The following is a 22,775-nucleotide window of genomic DNA, read 5'->3' on the forward strand; positions in this document are numbered from 1 at the left end:
ATTACGTCCTCAGATCATTGATGACGAGTTTTGCGGTCGTTTCTGCCGTCATCATAACGCCCGGCAGGCCGGCGCCGGGATGAGTGGAAGCGCCGACGAGGTAGAGTCGTGCAATGTCTTCGCTGCGGTTATGCGGGCGGAAAATGGCGGTCTGCGTCAATCTCGGCTCGACTCCCCACGCGCTTCCATAGGTGTTGTTGTTCTTTTTAAGGAAATCTGCCGGTGTAAATGTTTCGACCACCTGAAGATTTGCTCTCAACTCCTCCAATCCGAAATCTTTTTCCAAAAAGTCAAGAATTCGGTTGCGGAAGGGTTCCGCTTCGCGCGACCAATCGATACCGCTTTGCAGATTGGCAACCGGAACGAGCACATACATGCTTTCGCATCCTTGCGGTGCCATGCCGGGATCGGTTCGCGTGGGCACGTGCAGGTACATCGAAAAGTCCTGCGGCAGTATCTTTTTATCGAAAATATCGCGGATCAGCTCCTTATAGCGCGGCGATAAAATGAGCGTGTGGTGTTTGAGCTGCGGATACTGCCGTCTGACGCCGAGGTAGAGGAGAAACGCACTCATACTGTAGTGGATCTTTTTTAGACGTCGCCTCGTCCACTTTTTGCGATAGGCCTCAGGTATGAGGGTGCCGTAGGTGTGGATAAAGTCGGCGTTCGAAATAACAGCGTCGAAACGATGGATTTCATGGTCGACCTGCACCCCGGTTGCCGTACCGTTTTCGACCACGATTCGTTTGACCGGCGATTCGGTGAGAATTTTTCCGCCGAGATCCTCGAAAAGACGACGAAACGCGTCCACCAAAGTGGTCATCCCGCCCTTAGTAAACCAGACACCGCCGACCTTTTCGAGATACGGAATCATTTGATACACGGCCGGCGAGCGAAAAGGGTTGCCGCCGATGAACAACGGATGGAATGAAAAGACGAACCGATGACGAAAGTCTTTAAAAAAACGTGAAGCAAAGTTATAGGAGCTGACAAGGGCGCCGAGGCGTAAAGCACGGGGTGCAAACGACAACATTATTTTCCAATTATCAAAGGGCGTTGCCCCCAACTTTTCCAGAATGACGGCACGATAGAGCTCACGCGATGCCGCCATGAACCGGTCGTATTGAGCCGCATCATCAGGATTGAATGCCGCCATCTGCTGCTTCATTCGGTCGGCGTCGTCGATGTAATCGATATAGGTTTTGTCGTGAAAATAGATACGATAGAATGGATCGAGAGGAATTAACTCGAGATAATCGGAAAGCTTTTTACCGGCAGCGTTAAAAATATCTTCGATTACCGAAGGCGCCGTGATGAGCGATGGGCCCATATCGAAACGATAGCCTTCTTTTTCCAACAAGTAAGCATGCCCCCCGACACGGGCGTTTTTTTCAAAAATCGTGACCTGAAATCCGGCAGCCTGCAAGCGTATTCCAACGGAAAGGCCGCCGAATCCTGCACCTATGACGGCGATTTTTTTCATGTTTCCCACCTCAAAGTTAATGAGTCAGATCTTCAATAAGCAGCTTTGCCGCAATTTTACCGGATTGAACGACCAAAGGCACGCCTCCGCCGGGATGCGACGAACCGCCGGCGAAATAGAGCCCTCTGATTTGACGACTGCGGTTTGGAGGCCGTAAAAATGCCGTATAGCGGCTGTTGGAAGAAATGCCGTAAATGCTGCCGCGGTTGCTGCCGAAACGCTCGTAAAAATCCACAGGCGTCAACACCTTTTCAAATTGGATCTTGTTTGCCAGCGAAAAACCGTGGAGCGCAAGCTTTTGCAGAACTGTACTCCGTAGATGCTCAACGGCCTCATGCCAATTTTGTCCGGCCAAGTACGGTGCATTGACGAGGACGAACCAATTTTCCGCATTCGGAGGGGCATGGTCGGCGTCCGTTTTCGAGGTAATTGCCGCATATACCGTCGGATCTTCCGGCGGAACAAGATCGTCGAATATTTGCTGAAATTCTCGGCGATAATCTTGCGAAAAAAAGATATTATGATGAGCAGCTTCCTTATGAACGCCCCTAACTGCCCACAGAAACACGATGCCGGAGATCGACGGCTCCAATCGGTTGAGTTTGGCGCGATGGCCGTCAAAGCCGTCGATAAGATTATTATAGGCTTGAACGACATCGGTATTACAAAGAACGGCATCGACAGGGATAAAGCCTCTGTCGGTCTGGACGCCTACGATTCGTCCCTTTCGATGTTCGATTTTCCTGCCGGCCGTGTTGAGGAGAATCTCCACGCCAAAGTCGCGCGCAATACGATGTAGAGCGTCCACAAGGCGATACATGCCGCCTTGAATATAATAGCCGCCCAAATTATACTCGACGTGAGGAATGATGTTCAGCGTCGCCGGCGCTTTAAACGGGTCGCTGCCGTTGTAGGTAGGGTAGCGGTCGAACAGTTGCACCAGCCTGCCGTCGTTGAAAAAGCGGCTTACAGCTTGATGAACGGTGCGAAAGGCGTCGAGCTCCCGAAAATGAAGCAGCGTAGAAAGATTTCTCCGGTTCAATAGAGTCCGTAGCTCGTGAATTGGATTAAAAATAAAGGTTTCGGCAGTCAATTCGTAAATACGTCGAGAATAAGCAAGGAATCGCTCTATAGCCTCCACTTGGGAGGGGGAAAAGCGGCGAGTTTCCTCAGCACGCAGCGCCGGCTCGGCATAGGCATCATAGCGGCTGCCGTCCGGAAAGAAATAGCGGCACAGCGGCGCAACAGGAATAAAATTCAGATACTCCTGCCGATCCAAACCGCAGGCGGCGAACAGATCGTCAATGATGAACGGCATGGTCAGGAGCGACGGGCCGGTATCGAAACGATAGCCTCCAAATACGATTTCGCTCATCTTGCCGCCGAGCAGCGGGTTTTTTTCAAACAGAGTGACCTGCAGATTCCGATGTGCCAGCGAGATTGCGCCGGCCAGTCCTGCCAGACCTCCGCCGATCACTGCGATCCTTTTCATAGAAATTTCCTTTGAGCCGTTCGTAGATTGTCACCGTCAACAGGATATGACTCAAGCCGAAGATAAAGTCCTCAACAGGGATGGTAAAGATTCTCGTTCCGAGCATATATTGCGAATTGTAAAGCACAATCGGCCGCGCCGTTAAATAGGTGTTGAAAATCAGCGTCAAAATAAGAACAGCTCCAATTATGACCCAAATTCGCGAATCTTCCCAAATTTTGGTTTTAATTACGGCATTTAGAAAATAAACGGTCGCTGCAGCGATTAAAACCAGACCGGTATATTCGCGGCCTTGGAAAAAAAGCATGATGCCGGCGAGACCCGATATGCCGGCCGGCAATCCCAACCCAAGAGTTAACTTTTTATGCGGCAGGAATTTGATTATAATTTCCCAAATAAAGAGACAGGCAAAAGGTACCGTTACAAAGAACGACCACTCCTCGACGGGCAGTCCCAAGAGACGCGGCCCAAGAATAAAGCGCTTATTAAAGTACCAATGTCTTCCGGTTACGGCAATATCCCAAATGATGAACGGAATGAGCGAAAGAAAAACAGCGATAAACGCTTTAGGCCATTGTTTGAAAAAACGGACCTTATGATCAAAACTATTCAGCAGAGGTCCGATAAAGACAAAAAGGTTAAAGAGCAGATATTCACTGCGCATAGCCCGTCCTTTCGAGCTCGTTCAGCCATTTTTGCACGCCCTCCCGCTCTTTAGGATCGAGCTCCTCAACCTTGAGAATAAAATTAAGGGCATTGCGGACCAATTCCGGCGGCGTATCGATCGTTGCTTCGGGACCGAGCGCAATAATTTTGCGAAAACTTTGCCGTGCCGCCTCACGTCTGTTGAAGAAAAACGGCAGATAATAGCATGTGGTGCCGTGAATAAAGAGGGCTTCCAGGTCATGTTCGGCCTTGGCCAAACCATCATCCATGACGGCCAACCCCTTTTTCGCCCACCTAAGTTTGGCGTGAGGAGAAAAGACGTACTTGGCTTTTACGGCAATTAAAGAACCCAAATAAGTCTGTGCAACCCCCTGCTTTTCTCCGCTTTGCGCAAGCTTTTGAAAAAGGTCGACCGCTTCGCGATGCTTTTCTTCGGATTGAAGGGCAGAATAATAAAGCCGCCGAGCAGAATCCCACAAAGAAACTTCATCGGCAAAAAGATTCGTCAGCGAAAAGATAATAAGCGCAATGTATTTGAAACCCATGAATTCTCGAATTCTTTTTGGGTTTGATGATAAAATCAGGGCAAAGATTCGCTCGTTCCCTTTATTGCTCTGCTCGCTTTGGAAAAAACTTGAACGGCGCGCCGGCGCGCAAAGTCATGATCGACTATCGGTGCCGGATAAGATTGAGTTCCAAATTCAGGGACCCATTGCCGGATGAAATCATCCTGAGGATCGAAGCGTTTTCGCTGCAGCTCGGGATTAAAGATGCGAAAGTAGGGAACTGCGTCGCAGCCGGTGCCGGCAGCCCATTGCCAATTGCCGTTGTTGGAAGCGAGCTCATAATCGAGCAGTTTTTCCGCAAACCACCGTTCTCCGAGCCGCCAATCGATCAACAGATGTTTGACGAGAAAGCTTGCCGTTACCATTCGCAATCGATTATGCATAAAACCGGTTTGGGCCAGTTGCCGCATACCGGCGTCGACAAGCGGATAGCCTGTAGTTCCCTCTTTCCAGCGTTCAAAATCTTCCTCCGCCTGCCGCCAGTGTATAGAGTCGAATTCTATGCGAAAAGCGTGGTCGACCACATGCGGAAAATGGTACAGTATCATCATAAAGAATTCCCGCCAGATCAGCTCATTCAGCCATGTTTCGTTCAGCTCCATCGCCGCGCGCACCAAGCGTCTGATGCTTACGGTGCCGAAACGGAGATGCATCCCCAACTTTGACGTGCCGTCTACAGCCGGATAGTCGCGGTCGAGATGGTACCGACGAATTTTTTCAAAAGGAATCTCTCGAGAGGGGAAAACAATGCCGCTTTGTGAAAAACCTACCATTTCCAGAGTCGGAATCGTCGCTTGCGGAATTTTTGCAAATCGTTCAAAAAAAGGTTCGACGGCATATTCGGATAATGCTGTCGGTTCTGCGGCCAGGCGCTTGATCCAGGCGTTTTTAAAAGGGGTATAAACGGTATAGGGCAGTCCATCGGCTTTGGTGACATGATCAGGGGGAAAAATTGTCTGATCGCAAAAGGAATGAATCTCCACCCCGAATTCCTGCGCCGTTTTGCGGACCTCATCATCTCGGCGCAATGCATAGGGCTCATAATCCCGGTTGAAATAGAGCTTTTTGATGGGAAATTCGCTGAACAGGCTGCGCCAAACCTCATTCGGCCGGCCGATTATGACTTTTAGAGAGCTTCCAAACCGTTTCAATTGCTGATCGATTTCCTGCAGCATCGAGTGGATAAACTCGACGCGCGGATCGCGAGGATTTTTTAGTTCTTTGAGAATGTCGGTATCAAAAATAAAGACGGGAAGAACCGGCAGACCGCTGCTAAGAGCATGGTGCAGCCCGCGATTGTCGTACATCCGCAGATCGCGGCGAAACCAGAAAGCGGCCAAAGGACGAGATTCATCCATACGGCTCATAGATGGGAAGGGAAAATGAATATTATGAACATAAAGCCATTTATTTCTGTCAACAGAACTGCAGATGAGCAAAATTCCCGTTATGCCTTGAGATCATGAGCTCCTCCTGCAAAAATTTTGCATTTTGCAAAATTAGTTGCTACATTTTTGAGAAACAACAAGTTTGTCCAGGAAAAGGAGAAGGCTATTTCATCCGGCAAGAAAACAGGGTCGATAAAACTATTTCGTCCCGAAACGGTGCTGCCGATTAGTTTTGCGACTCTTATTTTGTTGGGCTCTTTGATCTTGTACCTACCGATTTGTTCCGGAGAGGGCCACACCCTGTATGTCGATGCCCTTTTTACAGCCGCCTCCGCAGTTTGCGTGACAGGGCTGACGGTGGTGGATACCGGTTCGCACTGGAGCACCGTCGGTACGGCCGTGATTCTTATGTTGATCCAAATAGGCGGCTTAGGGATCATGACCTTCACCTCATTCTTTGTGCTGCTGGTTACGCGGCGATTGAGCATCATGAACAGAGATTTGATCGGCGCTAATTTCAGTGTCGCTTCGGCAAAAGGCAATGTTCGTAATCTTCTTCTGACCATCGTTTTGGGAACCTTGGCGGTCGAGTTTTTGGGCGCAGCACTGCTGTTCTTACGCTTCAAAGATGCTTATCCTCTCGGCTATTCGATTTATCTGGCGCTGTTCCATTCCGTTTCCGCCTTTTGCAATGCGGGATTCTCTCTGTTCAGCACCAGCCTAACGGCTTTTCAAGGCGATATACTTGTCAATTTTACCGTCATGGGCCTCATCGTGATCGGCGGCATCGGCTTTTGGGTGCTCTATGATTTGCGCAATGTGCCTTACCGCAAGGGAAACTTTCACTCGACAACGCTGCACACGCGGGTCGTTATTTACACTTCGCTGATTTTGATCGGCATCGGGGCGTTATGGTTTGCATTGAACGAATGGAACAACGTGCTTGCCGGACTGCCCCTCAAGAACAGAATTCTGGCCTCCTTGTTTCAGGCCGTAACGCCGCGGACGGCCGGTTTCAACACCATCAATATCGGTGATCTGCGTGACAGCACTTTATTGATGATGATACTGCTGATGGTGATCGGCGCTTCGTCCGGGTCCTGCGGCGGCGGCATCAAAACCTCGACGATGGCGGTCATTTTGGCCATGGTGGTTGCACAAATCAACAACCGAGGTCAAGTGCAGATCTTTAAGCGAGGCATTCCGGATCATATCGTTTCCAAATCCATTGTGATCTTGTTCTTTGCCATCGTTCTCCTGTTCGGCGTTTTGATCGCTTTGCTTATTACCGAAAGGCCCCTGCAGCCTCTGTTTGCCGGGCGCGGTCTTTTCCTCAACCTTCTGTTCGAATCCGCATCCGCTTTCGGAACGGTCGGGTTGTCAACCGGCGTCACCTCTTTCCTGTCATCGACGGGTAAAGTCATCGTCACGGTTTTGATGTACCTGGGAAGAGTCGGTTCCGCAACTTTGGCTGTGGTTGTGGCCGGAGAAAATGTAAAAAGCATTCGGTACGCTGAAGACGACATTCTAGTAGGTTAAAAAGAAAAAGGCTTTTTAGCTATGAAATCGTTCGCAGTCATCGGTTTGAGCAGCTTCGGCTACTATTTGGCTAAATATCTATCTGATCAAGGCTATCACGTTTTGGCGGTAGACAAAAGAGAAGATCGGATCGAGAGAGTCAAGGCATTTGTGGAAAAAGCCATTGTGATCGACGCCACCGACAAGGAGACCCTTTCGACTTTGGGGCTGGAGGATTTGGACGGCGTCTTTGTCAGCTTGGGCGACGAAATGGACGCCAGCATTTTGGTGACACTCTATTTGCGCGAAATGAAAGTCAAGCGCATCGTCGCCAAAGCGCTGACCGAAGATCACGGCAAGATCCTCGATATCATCGGGGCGCATCAAGTGGTTTTTCCTGAGCGGGATGAGGCTTACCGCATCTCGCGCAATCTGCGCAGCGATTATATTCTGGACACCATCGATCTGATGGAGGGATACAGCATCATCGAAATTGCGCCTCCCCAGGAATTTATTGGTCATACCTTGGGCGAGCTGGACCTGCGCAACAAATACGGCGTACAAGTAATTGTCATTAAGGAACTGATACCGGAAAAAATCGTTATGGTCCCTTCGGCAGACCATATGGTCAAAGACACGAGTATTTTGATGATTCTCGGGGATGACGAATCATTGGAAAAAATACGCAAAATGAAGTAGAATAAATTTGTCTGCAGCATGGTTAATAGACCGATGCAGCAGGGAGTTTAAACCATGTCCGTGCATGTGATTCACATTTACCGCGAGCGCTCCGACATCGTCAGCCGACCGGCTTCGGAATCCTTTTTTTTCCACGGCCTACGGGGTTGGGGAGAAGGAAACTGGGAGCCGAATGTCGACATTTACGAAACGACTGACGAAGTTATCATCCGCGCCGAGTTGGCCGGAGTGAGCCGTGAAGATGTACAGATCCGCGTCAAACCGGGCAAGCTGATCATCAGCGGGGAACGGCGGCCGCCGCAAAGCGGAGAAGGGACGCTGTTTCATCAAATCGAGATCAAATGCGGAAGCTTTTCCAAAATTATCCCCATGCCTTCCAATCTGGAGCATAATGAAATCGAAGCCAGGCTGGTAGACGGCATGTTGGAAATTCGCATCTCGAAACGGGAGCAAGTCATCGAGATTCCCATTGAAGTGAAAAGCGTGGACATGGAATAAGATCATCTTTTTAAAAAAGGCGGAGGCATGAGCGAGATGGATTATTACAATGATGCGAACGAAACCGGAGAGGAGCCGAAAGTTCCATCGGAATTGCCGGTGCTGCCTTTGCGGGATACAGTGGCTTTTCCCAACATCGTCACGCCTCTCATTATAGCGCGGGAGAAATCGGTTCGGCTGATCAACGACGTCGTGGCCGGAACGCGGATGCTGGCGTTGGTGGCGCAGAAGAGGGCTGAAGAAGAAAATCCGACGCCCGACAGCATCTATTCCTACGGCATTGCGGCAACGGTGTTGCGCATGCTCAAATTTCCGGACGGCTCTCTTCGCGTGCTGGTTCAGGGTATCTCGCGCTTAAAAGTGCTCAAAATCATCCAGGAAGAACCTTATATGGTCGGGAAGGTTCGCCTGATTCCCGATTCGTATGAGCCTTCGACGGAATTGGAGGCCTTGAAGCGCAATTTGGCCATTCAATTCCAAAAAATCGTCTCTTTGGTGCCGCAGCTGCCGGACGAACTGCAGATTGTGGTCGTCAATACCGATCACCCTGGAAAATTGGCGGATCTGATCGCCTCCAATCTCAATTTGTCCGTCGAGGAAAAGCAGGACATCATCGAAACCATCGACATCAAGCGCCGGCTCGAAAAGCTCACCGTTTATGTAAACCGTGAGCTGGAAGTGCTGGAAATGGGCTCCAAGATCCAAGACCAAGTACAGAGTGAGCTGGGAAAGAATCAGCGCGAATACTTTTTGCGCGAGCAGTTGCGGGCCATCCAAAAAGAGTTGGGGATCGGCGATGAGAAATCGGCCGAGATCGAAGAGCTGCGGCAAAAGTTGAACGAGGCCAAGCTGCCGGAGCAGGCTTACCAGGAGGCGATGCGCGAGCTTGACCGTCTTTCCAAAATGCAGCCTGGAGCGGCGGAATACACGGTTTCCCGCACTTATCTGGACTGGATGCTTGCGCTGCCGTGGTCGATTTCCACGGAAGACAATTTGGATATCGAAACGGCGCAACGCGTCTTGGATGAAGATCACTACGATCTGGAAAAAGTCAAGGAGCGCATCATCGAGTATTTGGCAGTACGCAAACTTAAACAGAACACCAAGGGACCGATTCTCTGTTTTGTCGGGCCACCGGGTGTCGGCAAAACTTCCCTCGGCCGCTCCATTGCACGCGCAATGGGAAGAAAATTCGTGCGCATCTCCTTGGGCGGCGTTCACGATGAAGCAGAAATTCGCGGTCATCGTCGGACTTATATCGGAGCGTTGCCGGGCCGTATTCTGCAAGGACTAAAGACCGCCGGCAGCAACAATCCCATCTTTATGCTCGATGAGGTAGACAAAATCGGCCAGGATTTTCGCGGCGATCCTTCTTCGGCGCTGTTGGAAGTTCTGGATCCCGAGCAGAACTTTGCCTTTTCAGACCATTATTTGGATGTTCCGTTTGATCTTTCCAAGGTGATGTTCATAACCACCGCCAATGTGCTGGATACAATTCCGGCGCCGCTGCGCGACCGAATGGAGGTGCTGGAGCTGCCGGGATACATCGAAGAAGAAAAAGTGCAGATTGCCGTCAAATATTTGATCCCCAAGCAGATTGAGGAAAACGGATTAAAGCGGCGACAAGTGCAGTTCGAAAAAAAGGCGGTTCACAAGATCGTTCAATCCTATACGCGTGAAGCCGGCGTCCGCAATTTGGAGCGGCAGATTGCCACGATTTGCCGCAAGATTGCCAAGCAGGTGGCTGCCGGTTCGGAGCAGAAGAAATTCGTAGTCACAGCGGAGAGTCTGACTGAATACCTTGGCCCCGAAAAGTATTTTTCCGAGGTTAAGGAACGTACCTCGCAGCCCGGCGTTGCAACCGGCTTGGCGTGGACGCCGACCGGCGGCGATGTGCTATTTGTCGAGGCGACTCAGATGGCCGGTTCGAAGGGTTTGATTTTGACCGGTCAGCTGGGCGAGGTGATGAAGGAATCGGCGCAGGCGGCGCTTTCCTATATCCGCTCGCGCGCCCAAGAGTTCGGCATTGATGAGAACTTTTTCGAAAAGCGGGACATTCACATTCACGTTCCCGCCGGCGCCATTCCCAAAGACGGTCCATCTGCCGGCGTAACGATTGCAACAGCATTGATGTCGCTGCTGAAAAATCGGCCGGTGCGAAACGACATAGCCATGACCGGTGAGATCACTTTGCGCGGTAAAGTGTTGCCGGTCGGCGGCATCAAGGAAAAAGTGCTGGCTGCCCGTAGAGCCGGGATCTATAAAGTCATCATACCGGCAAAAAATCAAGATGATTTAAGCGAGATCCCGGAAAAAGTCAAAAAGGGCATGCAGTTTTTTCCGGTAGACACATTGGATCAGGTGTTCGATTTAGCCATACGATCCGCCGGCTCTAAGCAGCGTTCGCGTAAGGAATAAAACCAGCGGCAAAGCTGCGCCGATTTTTTAACGCAGCAGAGCAGCTTCGGCAGCAAAAGGAAGGGCCTTGGACCGTGAAGAGCCGCGCGGCAGAAGAGTCGCCGACTGAAAGAAAAAGAACCCGCTTGGCGTCGGTTGGGCGGATACTGCTTTGTATCCCCATCATCATAGCGCTTTGCCTGCTTATTATTGTCGGCGGCGCGGCTTTATACTTTACGCCGAAGCGTATCGAAGCTATTGTCAAACCTCAAGTAGAACGGCAGACCGGCGGCCGTTTCGATTTCTCGCTCGCCCGCTTCAACCCCCTGCAGGGAATCAACCTGCGCAACATCACCCTCACGCTCGATTCGGCGCAAAACCAACTTCCCATTCGGTTATTTACAGCGCGGGAAATTTTGTTCGAGTACAATTTGAAACACCTGCTGCGGCGGCGATTGATCATCCAAAAGATTCATATCGAGGATCCTGAGCTCCATTTGTCGCTTGCCATGGGCGGGCAGGGGCAACTTGCTGGGGCTCAAAGTGATACAATGGAAACGTCGCTGCCGCTCGACGTGCAGCTCAAGCTGTTGCGGCTGACGAACGCCTCGATCTTGGTAGAAACGAGGGACAGCACAAGCCTGCAGCGAATCTTTGTTCGCGAGATCAATTTGTTCCTCGATGACCTTTCGGCGTTGAAGGGGCAAATCCTGCAGCCGGATCACGATCTCCGCGGCGCTTTATCGATTAGTCTAAACGGCTCGCCGTTCTGCTTTGAGCAATTGAGCGGCGGCGATTCAATGGCTATGTGCGGCCGTTTGGACGCTTCGCTGAAACTGCTCATCTCCCGCCTGGACCGCATCGATCTGCAGGGAACTGTCCGTCTTGACCAAACGACGTTTGATTTAAACGGTGAGCGTCTCTTGGACGGCCGCGGCAAGTCCTTGCCGCTCAGCGTAATGACTCGAATGAGGTTGGATTTTTGCCATCAAAGGTTGGAGATCGATTCGCTGGCTTTTGCAGTGCAGGATGTTTCATGGTTCAGTCTGTCGATGGTAGTGGACAGTCTGCTCGGCATGCCGACTTTAACGGGATACCTGCTTCACGGCGCCGTTCCTTTGCAGCAGTTGGTCGACATTGCATCTCTAATTTTCCCAAAGGGCAACATTCCAGACCTCTTTCTTCACAATCCCAAGGCGGTCGTTGCAATCGACAGCTTGACGTTCAGGGGCAAGTTTGGTGAAGAACAGGCGGCGCTGGACTGGACGGCTTCCTTATCGTTGAAAGATGCCGGAGTGACGGCCGATCGTGGAAATCTTTTCCTCGGAGGCCTGAATCTTACTGCGGTTATGCGGGGTGCCGTGCGAGAACAGACGATTGCGCAGGCTGATTTGCGGGTTTCTGCCGTCTATGATTCTGCTTCAGTCCGACTTCCGGAGTTGACGCCGCTTTATACAGGACCCTTGACTCTTGCTGCAGCCATGTCTATAGGTCGAGACGGCTTTCCTGCCGACCTCGAGGCAAAGTTGACTGTTCGCAATTTGTTGGGGGCAAACGCAGCGGCATCCCTTCGGTTAAGCACCCCTCAGGAACTGTCTCGCGCACACGGAAATGCGGTTATTCGAGTCGATGGTTTTGATTTGTCGCAACTTACCGGCGCTCAATGGGTTGGAAATGTTTCTGCTGAAGCGGGTGTGGACATTCGCTCTCTTGATTCTTTGCGCTTCGAGGCAAAGGTTACCACGGATACGCTGACAGCCATTCAGGAAGGTCAGCTTTATGTTATGGCGCCGATGACGGTCAAATCGGCTGCGCGCGGCGCCTATCATCTCGATGATAACCGCTTGGAGCTCAGAGCATTAGACTTTTCGCTCGATCCTTTCCTCCGCGCCGAGCTGCGAGCGGATTTATCACTTCAAGATTCGTCTGCGGTTTTACATCAATTTTCTGTGGCAATGGACCACGCGGCTCTTTTCGAAAAGCTGCCGAACGCCCTGAATGAACAAATTCCGGGTGCCGGCCTAAGTGGCCGAACATCGTTTGAGGCAGGCGGCCGATTCAAGTTGTCGCCCGATCTGTTGCCGAAAGAATTCGAAGTAAAGGCTGTGCTGCAGTCACGAGCAGATTTATCGCTACCCGCGCAGGGTGTAAAAGTCAAAGACCTTTTTGCCGAAGGCGAGCTCGTTGCGGATTCCCGACGCGGAGGATTCATGCAGTTTGCCGTCGCACTGGACACAACGCGCTTCCTATTGCCGAATCCTCTCTCGTTTCGAGACAATCGCCTGCTGATTCGGCTGTCGATGCCGAATCTCTCCACGATTAGTCTGGATACCGGATACGTTTCGATTCCCGATTTGCACACCTTGGGCGCCGTCAGCGGCCGTATTGAGAATTTAACCACGCATCCTTTTCTCTCGCTCAAGGCCTCGCTGCGTCAATCGGCTGAGGACACGTTGATTTTTGCCCCGGAGGTCTTTTTCAAAGGCATTAATGAAATCGACCTGAATATTCGTGCAGATTCCAGTCATGCGGTTTTGAATGCATCGGTTCGGACCAAGGATCTCAGCGTCTACATGCCGAACGACATTCGCATCGATCGTTTGAATGCCGACCTTGCCTTTTTACAGGAATTTGATTTCGTAAATCCATCGCGTTTGGGGAGGTCTCCTGCAGTTGTGCGCACGCCATCGGACGGACTTGTCGATTACCTTCTCTATCGCAATTATTACCAAAGCTACCCCAATAAAAGCCGCCTCAGCATTAGACGAATTCAGATCGGCTCTTATCAGGTCGAGAATGTGCTGTCGGATATTTTTCTTGGCAACGGTAGGCTCGAAATCCCCTACTTTGCATTGGATGCCTACGGCGGCAATATTGCCGGTCAATTTTCGCTTTCCGCCGGAGAGAAGGATCCTTTGGACGCTTCTTACAAATTGACGGCTCATATTTCTTCCATCAATTCGTCGCTGTTGCTGCCGTCTGCCGCTTCCGAGAAAAGCAATATTACCGCACATGCCGAGTTGCGCGGCCGCGGGTTGGATATTAATAAGGGCATCGATTTGGACGGCTACTTTAATATCTCGGAGATCGAGTCCAAGGTGGCCGATAATCTTTTGCGTTCTCTGGATCCGGAAGGAAAGGATTCGGGAATCCGCAGTACGCGGTTGCTTATCAACCGCGGATTCAAACCCAAGCTTTTTCGCTTTGAGATTCGGCATGGGTTCTGTTATCCGGCAGTTTATTTTCAGCAGCCTTGGTATTTTCCGGTTCGTCTGATCGGCGGCGGCATTGAGCTGAGCCGCATACCGATCGTCACCCTGCTCAAACTCAATCCCAATTTAGCACGGAGTTTCAAATGACAAGAGCTTTTTGCCTTATCGTTTTGTTTAGCCTGTGCGCGGCCTGCAGCATCAAAACGCCGGAAATTACGCTCACTGGTGAAAAGACGGCGCTGGAAAATCAGATCATCGGTTCGTTCGAACAGTTGAACCAACAGGATTATTTGACGACCTCGGTGCGGACGGCATTATCGGATGAGGCGGTGACCGGCAAAACCGAATCAGTGATCCAGGCTCTGCAGAACCAACAGTTCATTCAGGACGAAATTGATGAACTCAAACGTGATAAAGTCATCGGTGAAAACAATTCCGGATATCTGGAAATATTGGGGAACGAAAAATATCAAAAAGATCCGTTGTATCGGAAACAGGTGGATCGATTGGTGGAAGAGGAAAACAACAATCGACGGATAATTTATCAAAAAGCGGCGATGAGTGCGGAGTGGAGCACCTCCACGGCTTCCGCATTGGCAAAGCTTCAACAAGAAAAGGCCGCGCCGGGAACCATGATCCAGCTGGAAAGCGGCGAATGGATCGAAAAACCCAGGCCGAAAAAATGATGCAGCGATTTACTGTTATTTTCATTTTTACCTTTTTGCTGTCAGGGGCTGTTTGGTCTGAACAAACAAACGGAGGTGCAAAGGGTCCGGTGGAAGAGGTCTATCAGGTGACCAGCCATCCGGAAGCCGACTTGGCGCCGCGCGTTTCAACGGACGGGAAATGGCTTGCCTATGTCAATCGGCAGAGCGGCAATTACGATATTTATATTAAAAATTTACAGACGGGAAGAAGCCGCCGTCTGACCGATCACGAAGCGGACGACTATCACCCGGTTTGGGATAAAAAAAATCGTTATCTGATCTTTGTCTCGCAGCGAAGCGACGCCAAAGGCGACCTTTTTCGCCTCAATCTGCGTAATGTACGCGGCGAGTTGATCGCCAAAGGCAAACCGGAACGGCTGACGACCTATATGGGGTTCGACGGCCTGCCGACCATTTCTGAATATGATGAACACATCGCCTGGGTTTCCGATCGGACAGGCCGACCGGAAATCTGGCTGATGACTAAGCGGGGCCAGGCGATTCGTCAATTGACGCACGGCGGAGCAACACATCCGGCCTGGAGTCCCAAACAGTCCTATTTGGCTTTTACCAGTTTTCGTCAAGACGGCAGCAACGGCGATATCTGGCTCATCAATCTCTATGCGCCGCGCGAGTGGATCGAGGTGAGGACGCCGCTGGACAGCCTTGAGCGTCCGATGTGGCCTGTAACACGCGGTGAAGCCGCTGACGGCTTTCCAACTTGGTCCCCTGATGCCAAGACGATTCTTTTTTGCCGAAGTGATCACGACGATAACGGCGACGGGCTGATCACTCCCTCTGATCGCTCGGTAATTTGGGCTGTCGACGTTTCGCATCTGCCGCAGGACCATCCTTCTTCCTTGAATCCTTCTTATCGCCTCTACCGCGAAACGTTCGATGAACGAATCGTTCACCGTGCCTGCCCGATTGTATCGGCTAAATACAATGCCGCGCAGCCTGAATACGGTATGGACGGCCGCATTTATTTTTCGTCCGAAATCAAAGGCAATTTTGACATCTTTTCACTGCCGGACAGCCTGCTGCATGGTCATCCGCCGTCTATCGATGACATGCCTCCGCTGCCTAACGGACTGGCTGCCAAGGATTTGTCGATCTTTATTGATGAGCCGCCGGTGTGGAACGAAAGGCAACGGCGTCAGCTCTATGATCGAATTTATACCCTGCAAAGGATCATGGACAGTCCTCAGGCCGATGCGGAACAAATTGCCGGTGCTGCCTACGAGATCGCCGTATGTTCGCTGCTGTTGGGAGATTCGCTGCGCTGCGTGCGTCATCTCGATTTTATTCTCGCCGATTATCCTGCCTCCGAGGCGGCTCCATTTGCCGAGCTTTTGCGGACCAGGGTTTCCGAGGTACGCAAAGAAAATGAGGCGCAGAAACTGCGACTTTTGGAACAGGAGATCCTTCGCCTTCAGGCCGGCGCTGCACCGAGCCGTCGATTCGCCGCCGAATCAGAGCTGCTCCTTGGTGCTCTTTATGAACGACAAGAAAGATTTGAAGATGCAGAAAAGGCTTATCGGCGGGAAACGGAAAAGGCGCAGGCTTTTCCGGATCTTGTCGGTGAGGCCCTGCTTCGTCTCGGACGTTTGCAAAAAACCGAAGGCAAATACGGTGACGCAATGGCCTCTTTTTTGTCGGCCATGAAAAACGGCGGCAAACCGGAAAAGCATGCCCAAGCACGCAGTGAACTGCTCGAAATGTTCACCCTCGGTGCTGCCGATGATGCAACGCTGCTCTCGCGCTATAAAATGGTGATCCGCCGGTTTTTTGCCCTCGATGTTTTCGTCATTGAGCCGTTTTTGCGAATCGCGGAATTGCATGTGCGAAACGGCAGGCTGCAGGAAGCATTGGATCTCTATGACTTTCTCCAGGCCCAGTTTGCCGATTTGACCGACGAAGCCTTTGACATTCGCTTAGGACGGGCGCAGGTGCTCTATCGGCTGGGAGATTTGCAGCAGGCGGCAACCCTCTTGAGCGAAACGGCCGCACTTTATCGCCAAAATCGGCCCAAATTGGCCAAGCAGGCCGAAACGCAATTGACCGATATGCTCTACCACTCGGCTTTAGACCTGATGACGACTAATCAATACGGTCAAGCGGCCGCAAGGTTGAAAAAGGTGCTGGAAATCGATCCGCATCATTTGCCGGCGCATCAGAGCTACATCGAATGCGCATTTTTGCTCAATCAAATCGATCAGGTGTTGACGGAATATACTGAAGCCGTCCGGAATCATCCCGAAGATAACATTCTTCTCTACGCTCAGGGATTGGCTTATTCCTATAAAGGTGCCTCGATCTATCCGAATGGTTGTGAAACTTGGGTGACCAGTGCGGAGGCTTTGGAGCAATCGAATCAAATTCTCTACAAAGCGCTGGCCTTGGATTACAATCTAATCGATGCCTACCTGCTGTTGAGTTTCAATTCCGAACTATTGGAATCTTTTCAGAATCGGCGACAGCGGGAAGCCAAAAGTTTTGCGCAAAAGGCTTTCGGTACAATCACGGCGCCGTTGGTTTGGCTTTATCACACAGTCACCTTTTACGAAGAAACTAAACCGCCGAGATATTATGAAAGTGCCATTCAGGAGCTCACCCAGGCGATGGCGCTCAACGACGAAGAGCTCTATCCACGGCGCGAGGCGCTTCTGGCGCTCAATATGGCCAACAATTATTACAGCCTGGGCGAATTCGGGTTCCGCAAGGCTTATGAGTACTATCACACTTTTTTAAAGTATGACTCGACTTTTGCCGGTATGCCGCACGAGGCGTTAATCAAAGAACGGATGGGGCACTGTGCCATCTTTGTCAACGATCAGCTGCGGGGACCCAACTACCTCAAGCGGGCTATCGAGTTGTATGGTAAATTGAACAATCAGGAACGTCTTCTGCTTAATCTCAAACGGCTCGCTTTGCTCTATGAGGTCGGGGAAAATCATAGCGAGGCCTTACGGTATTATTCAGCAGCCGCGGAGATGGAAGAACGGCTCGGGCGCTATGACGGTCTGTTGCGCAGCCGGCGCAGCGCCGCTTTGCATTACTATGCTTTGGGACGATATGAGGAAGCGGTTAGGTCTGCTGAGGAGGCTTTGAGCATGCTCGAAAGCGGCCAGGTCCCGCGAAAAAAGAGTAAACCCATTTATCTTCAAATCGGATTGCTCGATCTTTACGCCCCCATTCCTTTCGATCTCCGCAAGGTCGGTGCCAAATCGACCATCGATATTTCGACTGAAGAAGAGGAAGCTTTTCTCTATACGATTCTTGCTAAAGTTTTTATCGAAAATAAAGATTTCGATCGCGCCATCGAATTCTATCAGAAAAAGTTCGACCTTTATGAGCGGCGCCACGATTACGACGCCCAGGCTGTTTTTCAAAACAACATGGGCTATCTCTATTTTCTCAAGGGTGATTATGACAACGCCTGGCGCATGTTCACCAATTCTTATTGGTGGTGCGTGCGCACCAAATACGTTTATGGCCAGCTGCTGAATTTGGAAAATGCAGCGCAAGTGGTCCTTACGATCGCAAATGAAGAAGATCCGAAACGAAAAGTTAATTTTGCCAAATATCATCGCTGGATAATCGGCAAGCTGACCGATCTTTTACGAGTCACCCGAGGCGATGAGGCCTTTTATTCGGCGATTCATGCCCGTTATCGTCTCCTTCTAGCGGATTTACTGATTGTTCCCTATGCCGAATTGCCGAAGAATCTGGAGGCGCGATGGTCGTTTCTTGAAGCGGTCGGCAATGCCGAAAAGCATCTGATGGAAGCGGAGCGGCTCAGCCGACAGTATCGTCTGCCGCGTGAAGAGTGCGCGGCGCTTTATCGACGGGCAGAGTTGCGGCTCCAAACCGGCGACTCGACGGCGGTTTCTTTGTATCTTAGAGCCAAAGAGACGGCGGAGCAGCATCAACTGCGCGATCTTTTGCGACAAATCTATACGGCGCTCGGCAGTGAAAGCATGAGATTATCTGAAAGAACAGATAACTCTTTGGCGGATGCATCCTTTTATTTGCAGGAGGCCGTGCGATTGACCGAACGGGAGGCTCCTTCGAACCTGCTTTTATCGGCTGTGCAGGTGCGGCGTCTCATCGAAGCGCCTTATCGCCGTCTCATTCAGCTGCAGGCGGAACGCGGCGATGCGGAGAATGCGCTGCTGACGGCGGAAAGGATGCGCAGCCAAGTTTTTCGGCAATTGATGCGACGAGACCGTCCGAGTCTCGGGGGAGAAACGGAGCAACGACTTTTTCATAGAGCGGACTCTTTGGCCGAGGAGCTGCGCCGTCAAACTGAGCAGGCGAATCGAACTCGTACGAACGACGCAGTCTTGGCTGAAGAGATCGAAAGGTTGCAGCGTGAATACGAGGCGGCCTTGACTGTCGTTAGGCGCAAAGCGCCGCAGCTTGAGCCGTTTTTACGGCCGGTCAACATTTCGTTGGCTGAACTGCAAAGCAGACTTGAGCCCAAAGAAGGGCTGCTTACAATTCTTTATCTGCAGGATCAGCTGCTGTTTGGTTGGATAACACGCCGAAACATCGAATTGTACCGACCGAATTTAGCTGCTTCAAACTTTCGAAAACTTTTGGTTCGTTTACGGGATGGTTTCGAAGCCGATTCGTTGGACGCGGCCGCGGCGGACAGCATTAAAACGGCCTTTTCCATTTTACCCCTTCAAGGGATCAAACGTTTATACATTCTTCCTGAGCACAAGGATCTGCCTTTTCCTTGGAGTGCATTGTTTCATCTTGTCGATTTTCCAACTGTTGCAGGGGTTATTTCTGATTTATCGGCCTTTTTCCCGCCTGGAAAAACAGATCGCTTACCCTCGTTAACGATCTTGAGTTCCGATTCTCTGCTGCTGCAGGCTCTGCAGAAGCGGGACAGCCTCGTCGTCTCGCCGCTGCCGTCCAAGGCGTCTGACCGCATTGACGCAGCGGTGGTACATTTGCGCGGAAACAGCCTCGCTCAACCGGTCTTTCCGACCAACAGCACGTTTTCCGCAGCTTGGGCGGGGAAGTGGTCGCCGCTCGATTTACTGCGTGGAAAAGCTTCTTTAACCCTGCTCTGCTTGGATATTGATAAGGGAGAGTGGACGGCTGAAGCGCTGAGTGCTTGGGAGCGAGCGGCTTATTTCAATGGAACCCGCCGGCTTTTTGTCTCCTTATGGCCGACAGCCGACAGCAGTCGAACCTTTCTGCAAAGCTGTTTTCGTTATTTGCAAAACAACTTGCCCTCAGCGGCTTTGGACACAACCCAGGAGCAAATGGTCGAAAAAGGTGTTCCGTTGCGTTTTTGGGCGGGATTTCAAATCTACGGCGTCGAATCAGGTTCGACTGCAGAAGCGCCGATGAGCAGCGATGCAGATGAGTGGGTTGCGCGGGGTGATGAGGCGCGGCGGGCACGAAACTGGCGGCATGCTGTGGAATGCTACCTCGAAGCTTTAGAGAGAACGCAAGCAGAGCGGGAAAAGAATGAGTCGATAGCCGAAAGACTCTTGGCAAGCGCCTTGAGCGGCGGTCTGTGGACCGAGGCGGTTGATGTTGTGCGCCGTCGAGCATCTTATTACTCCCAAAAGAACTTGCGCCGTGAACAGGCGGCAATGCAGAGGCTTATGGCGGTCGTTTATCATCAGCAGGGGGCGACGGCCGGCGAGGCGCAGGCGTTAGCCGAATATAGACGGCTTTGCCGCACTTTTTCCATTCCTTACGACGATGCGACGGCTTTTTTCGAAACGGCTCAGCTTTACGCAGACAACGGCGACTATGAGCAGGCCGCGCTTCTTTCCATTAAAGCGGCCGAACGGTACGGCAAACTAAACCGCACGCGAAATCAGATTGAAAGCTTACTGAGGGCCGCAGAATATTTATTCGAAGAGACAGGTTATGTCGATTTGGCGATCGATTTGGCGGAATCGGCTGAACAGCTGAGTAAAAATAACCAGCAAATGGATTTGCAGGCAAGGGCTTTGACTTTTTTAGGGCGCTGCCGCTTTGGAGTTGACGCAAATAAAGCACGACAATCCTTGCAATCGGCTTTAAAGCTTGCTGAGAAAGGGGGATTCAAGCGCCTTGCGGCGGAAATTCGCTTGTCGATGGCGGAGCTGCATCTCAGGACCTTCGAACCCATGGCTGCCGAGCGATTTCTTGTCCAAATCGAGGTCGCCGAGCTGGATCCGGCTCTCAAAATAGCGCACCATCTGCTTATTGCACGACAAGCGAGAGCGGTAGGCGATACTGCGAAAGCTGCAGCTCTTTTGCGCAAAGCTTTTCTCGAGGCGGAATGGTCGGATGATGCGGATTTGGAACAACGGGTAGGCGAAGCTGTTGCCGTTCATGCCGCGTTATCCGGCAAAGCGGCTAAGGCGGCAGAAGAGATGAAACGATCCGTTCGCCTTGAAAGCCGCCCCTTCAACCGTTCGGCAATACGCCGACGTACAGCCTTGGCTTTATTCTTATATCTGGCAGGAAAAACCGAAGAGGCGAAGAGCGAGGCTAAAGAAAATATCGGTGCTTGCGATCGTCCCTATTTATATGATTTTCGCTCTGCCAATAACTGGCTGCTGAGCTGTCTCGAAGAGGATGCGGCGCTTTCCAGGCAATTTGCAGAAGCAGCGGCATCTGCAGCGCAACGCATCGGTCGCTCGGATCTCCTCTTTCGCGCCTATTATCGCTTGGCACAACTAGCGGAAGAAGATGATAGGGCTCATTTCTATTTAGTCGCAGCCGACTCGGCGCTCAGCCTTGCCCCGCCGCAAAGCGAGTACGACGATTATTTCCTAGGGCTGCTGCCGCTGGAGCGACGGTTTTATCAAACCGCGGTCAAACTATGTGTGCGCAGCAATCGGTTGCACGATGCGCTTGTTTTCGCTGATCAGCACCGAAATATCGATTTTATTCACGCCGCAAGGCTGCGGCTTTTTTCCTTCAAGGCTGACGACCGGCAGCAGGCCGAGCACTATTTCCGGATCAAAGAGCGATTATCAAGACTCTACTCAAGCGCAATGTTTCAATGCGACCCGCGTTCCATCTTTGCCGCAAAAGATTCCCTAATCGTGAAACGGCAAATCTCTGCCCTGCAGGACTCTCTGAGGTCGCTTAAAGAAACCTGCCGTTTTCAAGATCCTCAATTGGGTCCGCTGCTTTTCGGGTTGAGCGGCTGCCGTGAGGCAAGCCCGCTCGCCGATGGTCGGCTGCTGATCTCGCTTTACCATGATGATGAAACCCTCTACATTTGGCGGCGCCGCGAGGATCGCCTCGACGTAGACCTGCAGCCCTATGACGCGGTGCAGACAAAGAATGTCCTAAAAACGCTGCAGCAACTAGACCTCAACGCCGATGCCGGAGATTTTACCCGTCTTCTTTATGCAACGGTGTTCGAACCTTGGCAGCAGGACGTCGAACAAGCGCGCAGAATCGTTATCGTTCCCTATTCCCAATGGCACTATGTGCCGTGGGCTATGTTGAATGACAAGAGCGGTACCTTCCTCGGCCTCGAGAAACCAATTTCACTCGCGGCATGGTCGTTCGAAGCGGAAAAAAAGGAATCCTTAACAGCTGCCTGGAATTCAAAACGGCTTATTCTGGTTGGAAAACCACCCTCGTCGCAACAAGATCCCTTTTATAAGCCCCTTGCCCGAGCCTTGGAACGGTATGCTGAAGAGTCAATTGTGCTTTTGCCGGATCGACTCCAGACCGCTTCACTTGGCGGATCGGTACTTGTTGCTGAGAGTTTGGATGAGAATTCACAGGAAGCCTGGCTTTATCAGCCGGAAAGCGAGTCAGGTTATCGCAATATGGCCTGGCCGGATTGGATGCAGCAGAGCGAACCGCCCTATGCCGTCGTTTTTTTGCGGACCCGTAATTCGGAGCCGCAAGAAGGCACCGAAACGGCCGTTGCAGGCGCTGTCGCTTCATATCTCGGCTCCGCGCTGCTTCTGCCCTTGCCGTTAAACGCCGATGCGTTTGCTGCCGCCATTTTGGTCAAGCGTTACGTAAAGATGCTCAGCGAAGGACTTTCCCCTTCGGAAGCCCTCAATTCGGCACAACGAGCCGTTTACGACCGGCTTGATCGTCGTCCGAAAGCTTGGGGCTGTTTTGTTCTCTATGATGTTGGTCGATAAGTTTTTCGTTC

12 protein-coding genes are annotated in these 22,775 nt (G+C 51.5%); 7 read left to right on the forward strand and 5 right to left on the reverse strand.

The features are described from left to right. Window position 1: 1 nt before the first annotated feature. Genes crtI (ONB24_00520) through ONB24_00540 form a run of 5 tightly spaced genes read right to left on the reverse strand, consistent with a single transcriptional unit; the run spans window position 2 to window position 5,565 of the window. A complete protein-coding gene (gene crtI, locus ONB24_00520; GenBank protein MDZ7314582.1) occupies window positions 2–1,483 on the reverse strand; it encodes a phytoene desaturase family protein in 1,482 nt (493 codons plus the stop codon). Between the two features lie 16 nt (window positions 1,484–1,499). Further along, window positions 1,500–2,975, reverse strand: a complete 1,476-nt coding sequence (gene crtI, locus ONB24_00525) for a phytoene desaturase family protein (GenBank protein ID MDZ7314583.1) — start codon at window positions 2,973–2,975, stop codon at window positions 1,500–1,502. After that, window positions 2,884–3,639, reverse strand: coding sequence for a lycopene cyclase domain-containing protein (locus ONB24_00530; protein ID MDZ7314584.1), 756 nt, complete (start codon window positions 3,637–3,639; stop codon window positions 2,884–2,886). The genes crtI (ONB24_00525) and ONB24_00530 overlap by 92 nt, the downstream gene beginning before the upstream one ends. Further along, window positions 3,629–4,186, reverse strand: coding sequence for a hypothetical protein (locus tag ONB24_00535; protein MDZ7314585.1), 558 nt, complete (start codon window positions 4,184–4,186; stop codon window positions 3,629–3,631). The genes ONB24_00530 and ONB24_00535 overlap by 11 nt, the downstream gene beginning before the upstream one ends. A gap of 35 nt (window positions 4,187–4,221) precedes the next feature. Then, entirely contained in the window at window positions 4,222–5,565 is a 1,344-nt protein-coding gene (locus ONB24_00540) for a DNA photolyase family protein (GenBank protein ID MDZ7314586.1), read from the reverse strand. 156 nt (window positions 5,566–5,721) lie between these two features. Between ONB24_00540 and ONB24_00545 the strand changes: the two genes are divergently transcribed. From ONB24_00545 to ONB24_00575, 7 genes are all read left to right on the forward strand, one after another. Then, the gene (locus ONB24_00545) at window positions 5,722–7,134 is read left to right on the forward strand and encodes a TrkH family potassium uptake protein (protein ID MDZ7314587.1); all 1,413 of its coding nucleotides are present in this window, start codon (window positions 5,722–5,724) and stop codon (window positions 7,132–7,134) included. 21 nt (window positions 7,135–7,155) lie between these two features. Next, window positions 7,156–7,812, forward strand: coding sequence for a TrkA family potassium uptake protein (locus tag ONB24_00550; GenBank protein ID MDZ7314588.1), 657 nt, complete (start codon window positions 7,156–7,158; stop codon window positions 7,810–7,812). A 54-nt stretch (window positions 7,813–7,866) separates the two neighbouring features. Beyond that, window positions 7,867–8,310: an Hsp20/alpha crystallin family protein gene (locus ONB24_00555; protein MDZ7314589.1), complete on the forward strand. Its 444-nt coding sequence runs from the start codon at window positions 7,867–7,869 to the stop codon at window positions 8,308–8,310. 27 nt (window positions 8,311–8,337) lie between these two features. Then, a complete protein-coding gene (gene lon, locus ONB24_00560) occupies window positions 8,338–10,728 on the forward strand; it encodes an endopeptidase La (protein ID MDZ7314590.1) in 2,391 nt (796 codons plus the stop codon). Window positions 10,729–10,802: 74 nt separating this feature from the next. Further along, window positions 10,803–14,066 (forward strand): hypothetical protein, encoded by a 3,264-nt coding sequence (locus tag ONB24_00565; GenBank protein MDZ7314591.1) that lies wholly within the window; start codon window positions 10,803–10,805, stop codon window positions 14,064–14,066. Beyond that, complete coding sequence (locus ONB24_00570) at window positions 14,063–14,605, forward strand: YdbL family protein (GenBank protein ID MDZ7314592.1); 543 nt, start codon at window positions 14,063–14,065, stop codon at window positions 14,603–14,605. The genes ONB24_00565 and ONB24_00570 overlap by 4 nt, the downstream gene beginning before the upstream one ends. Beyond that, window positions 14,575–22,764 (forward strand): tetratricopeptide repeat protein, encoded by an 8,190-nt coding sequence (locus ONB24_00575; GenBank protein MDZ7314593.1) that lies wholly within the window; start codon window positions 14,575–14,577, stop codon window positions 22,762–22,764. Before ONB24_00570 ends, ONB24_00575 begins: the two co-directional genes overlap by 31 nt. The last annotated feature ends 11 nt before the right edge of the window (window positions 22,765–22,775 follow it).

Source organism: candidate division KSB1 bacterium (assembly GCA_034505495.1).
Taxonomy (GTDB): domain Bacteria; phylum Zhuqueibacterota; class Zhuqueibacteria; order Residuimicrobiales; family Krinioviventaceae; genus Fontimicrobium_A.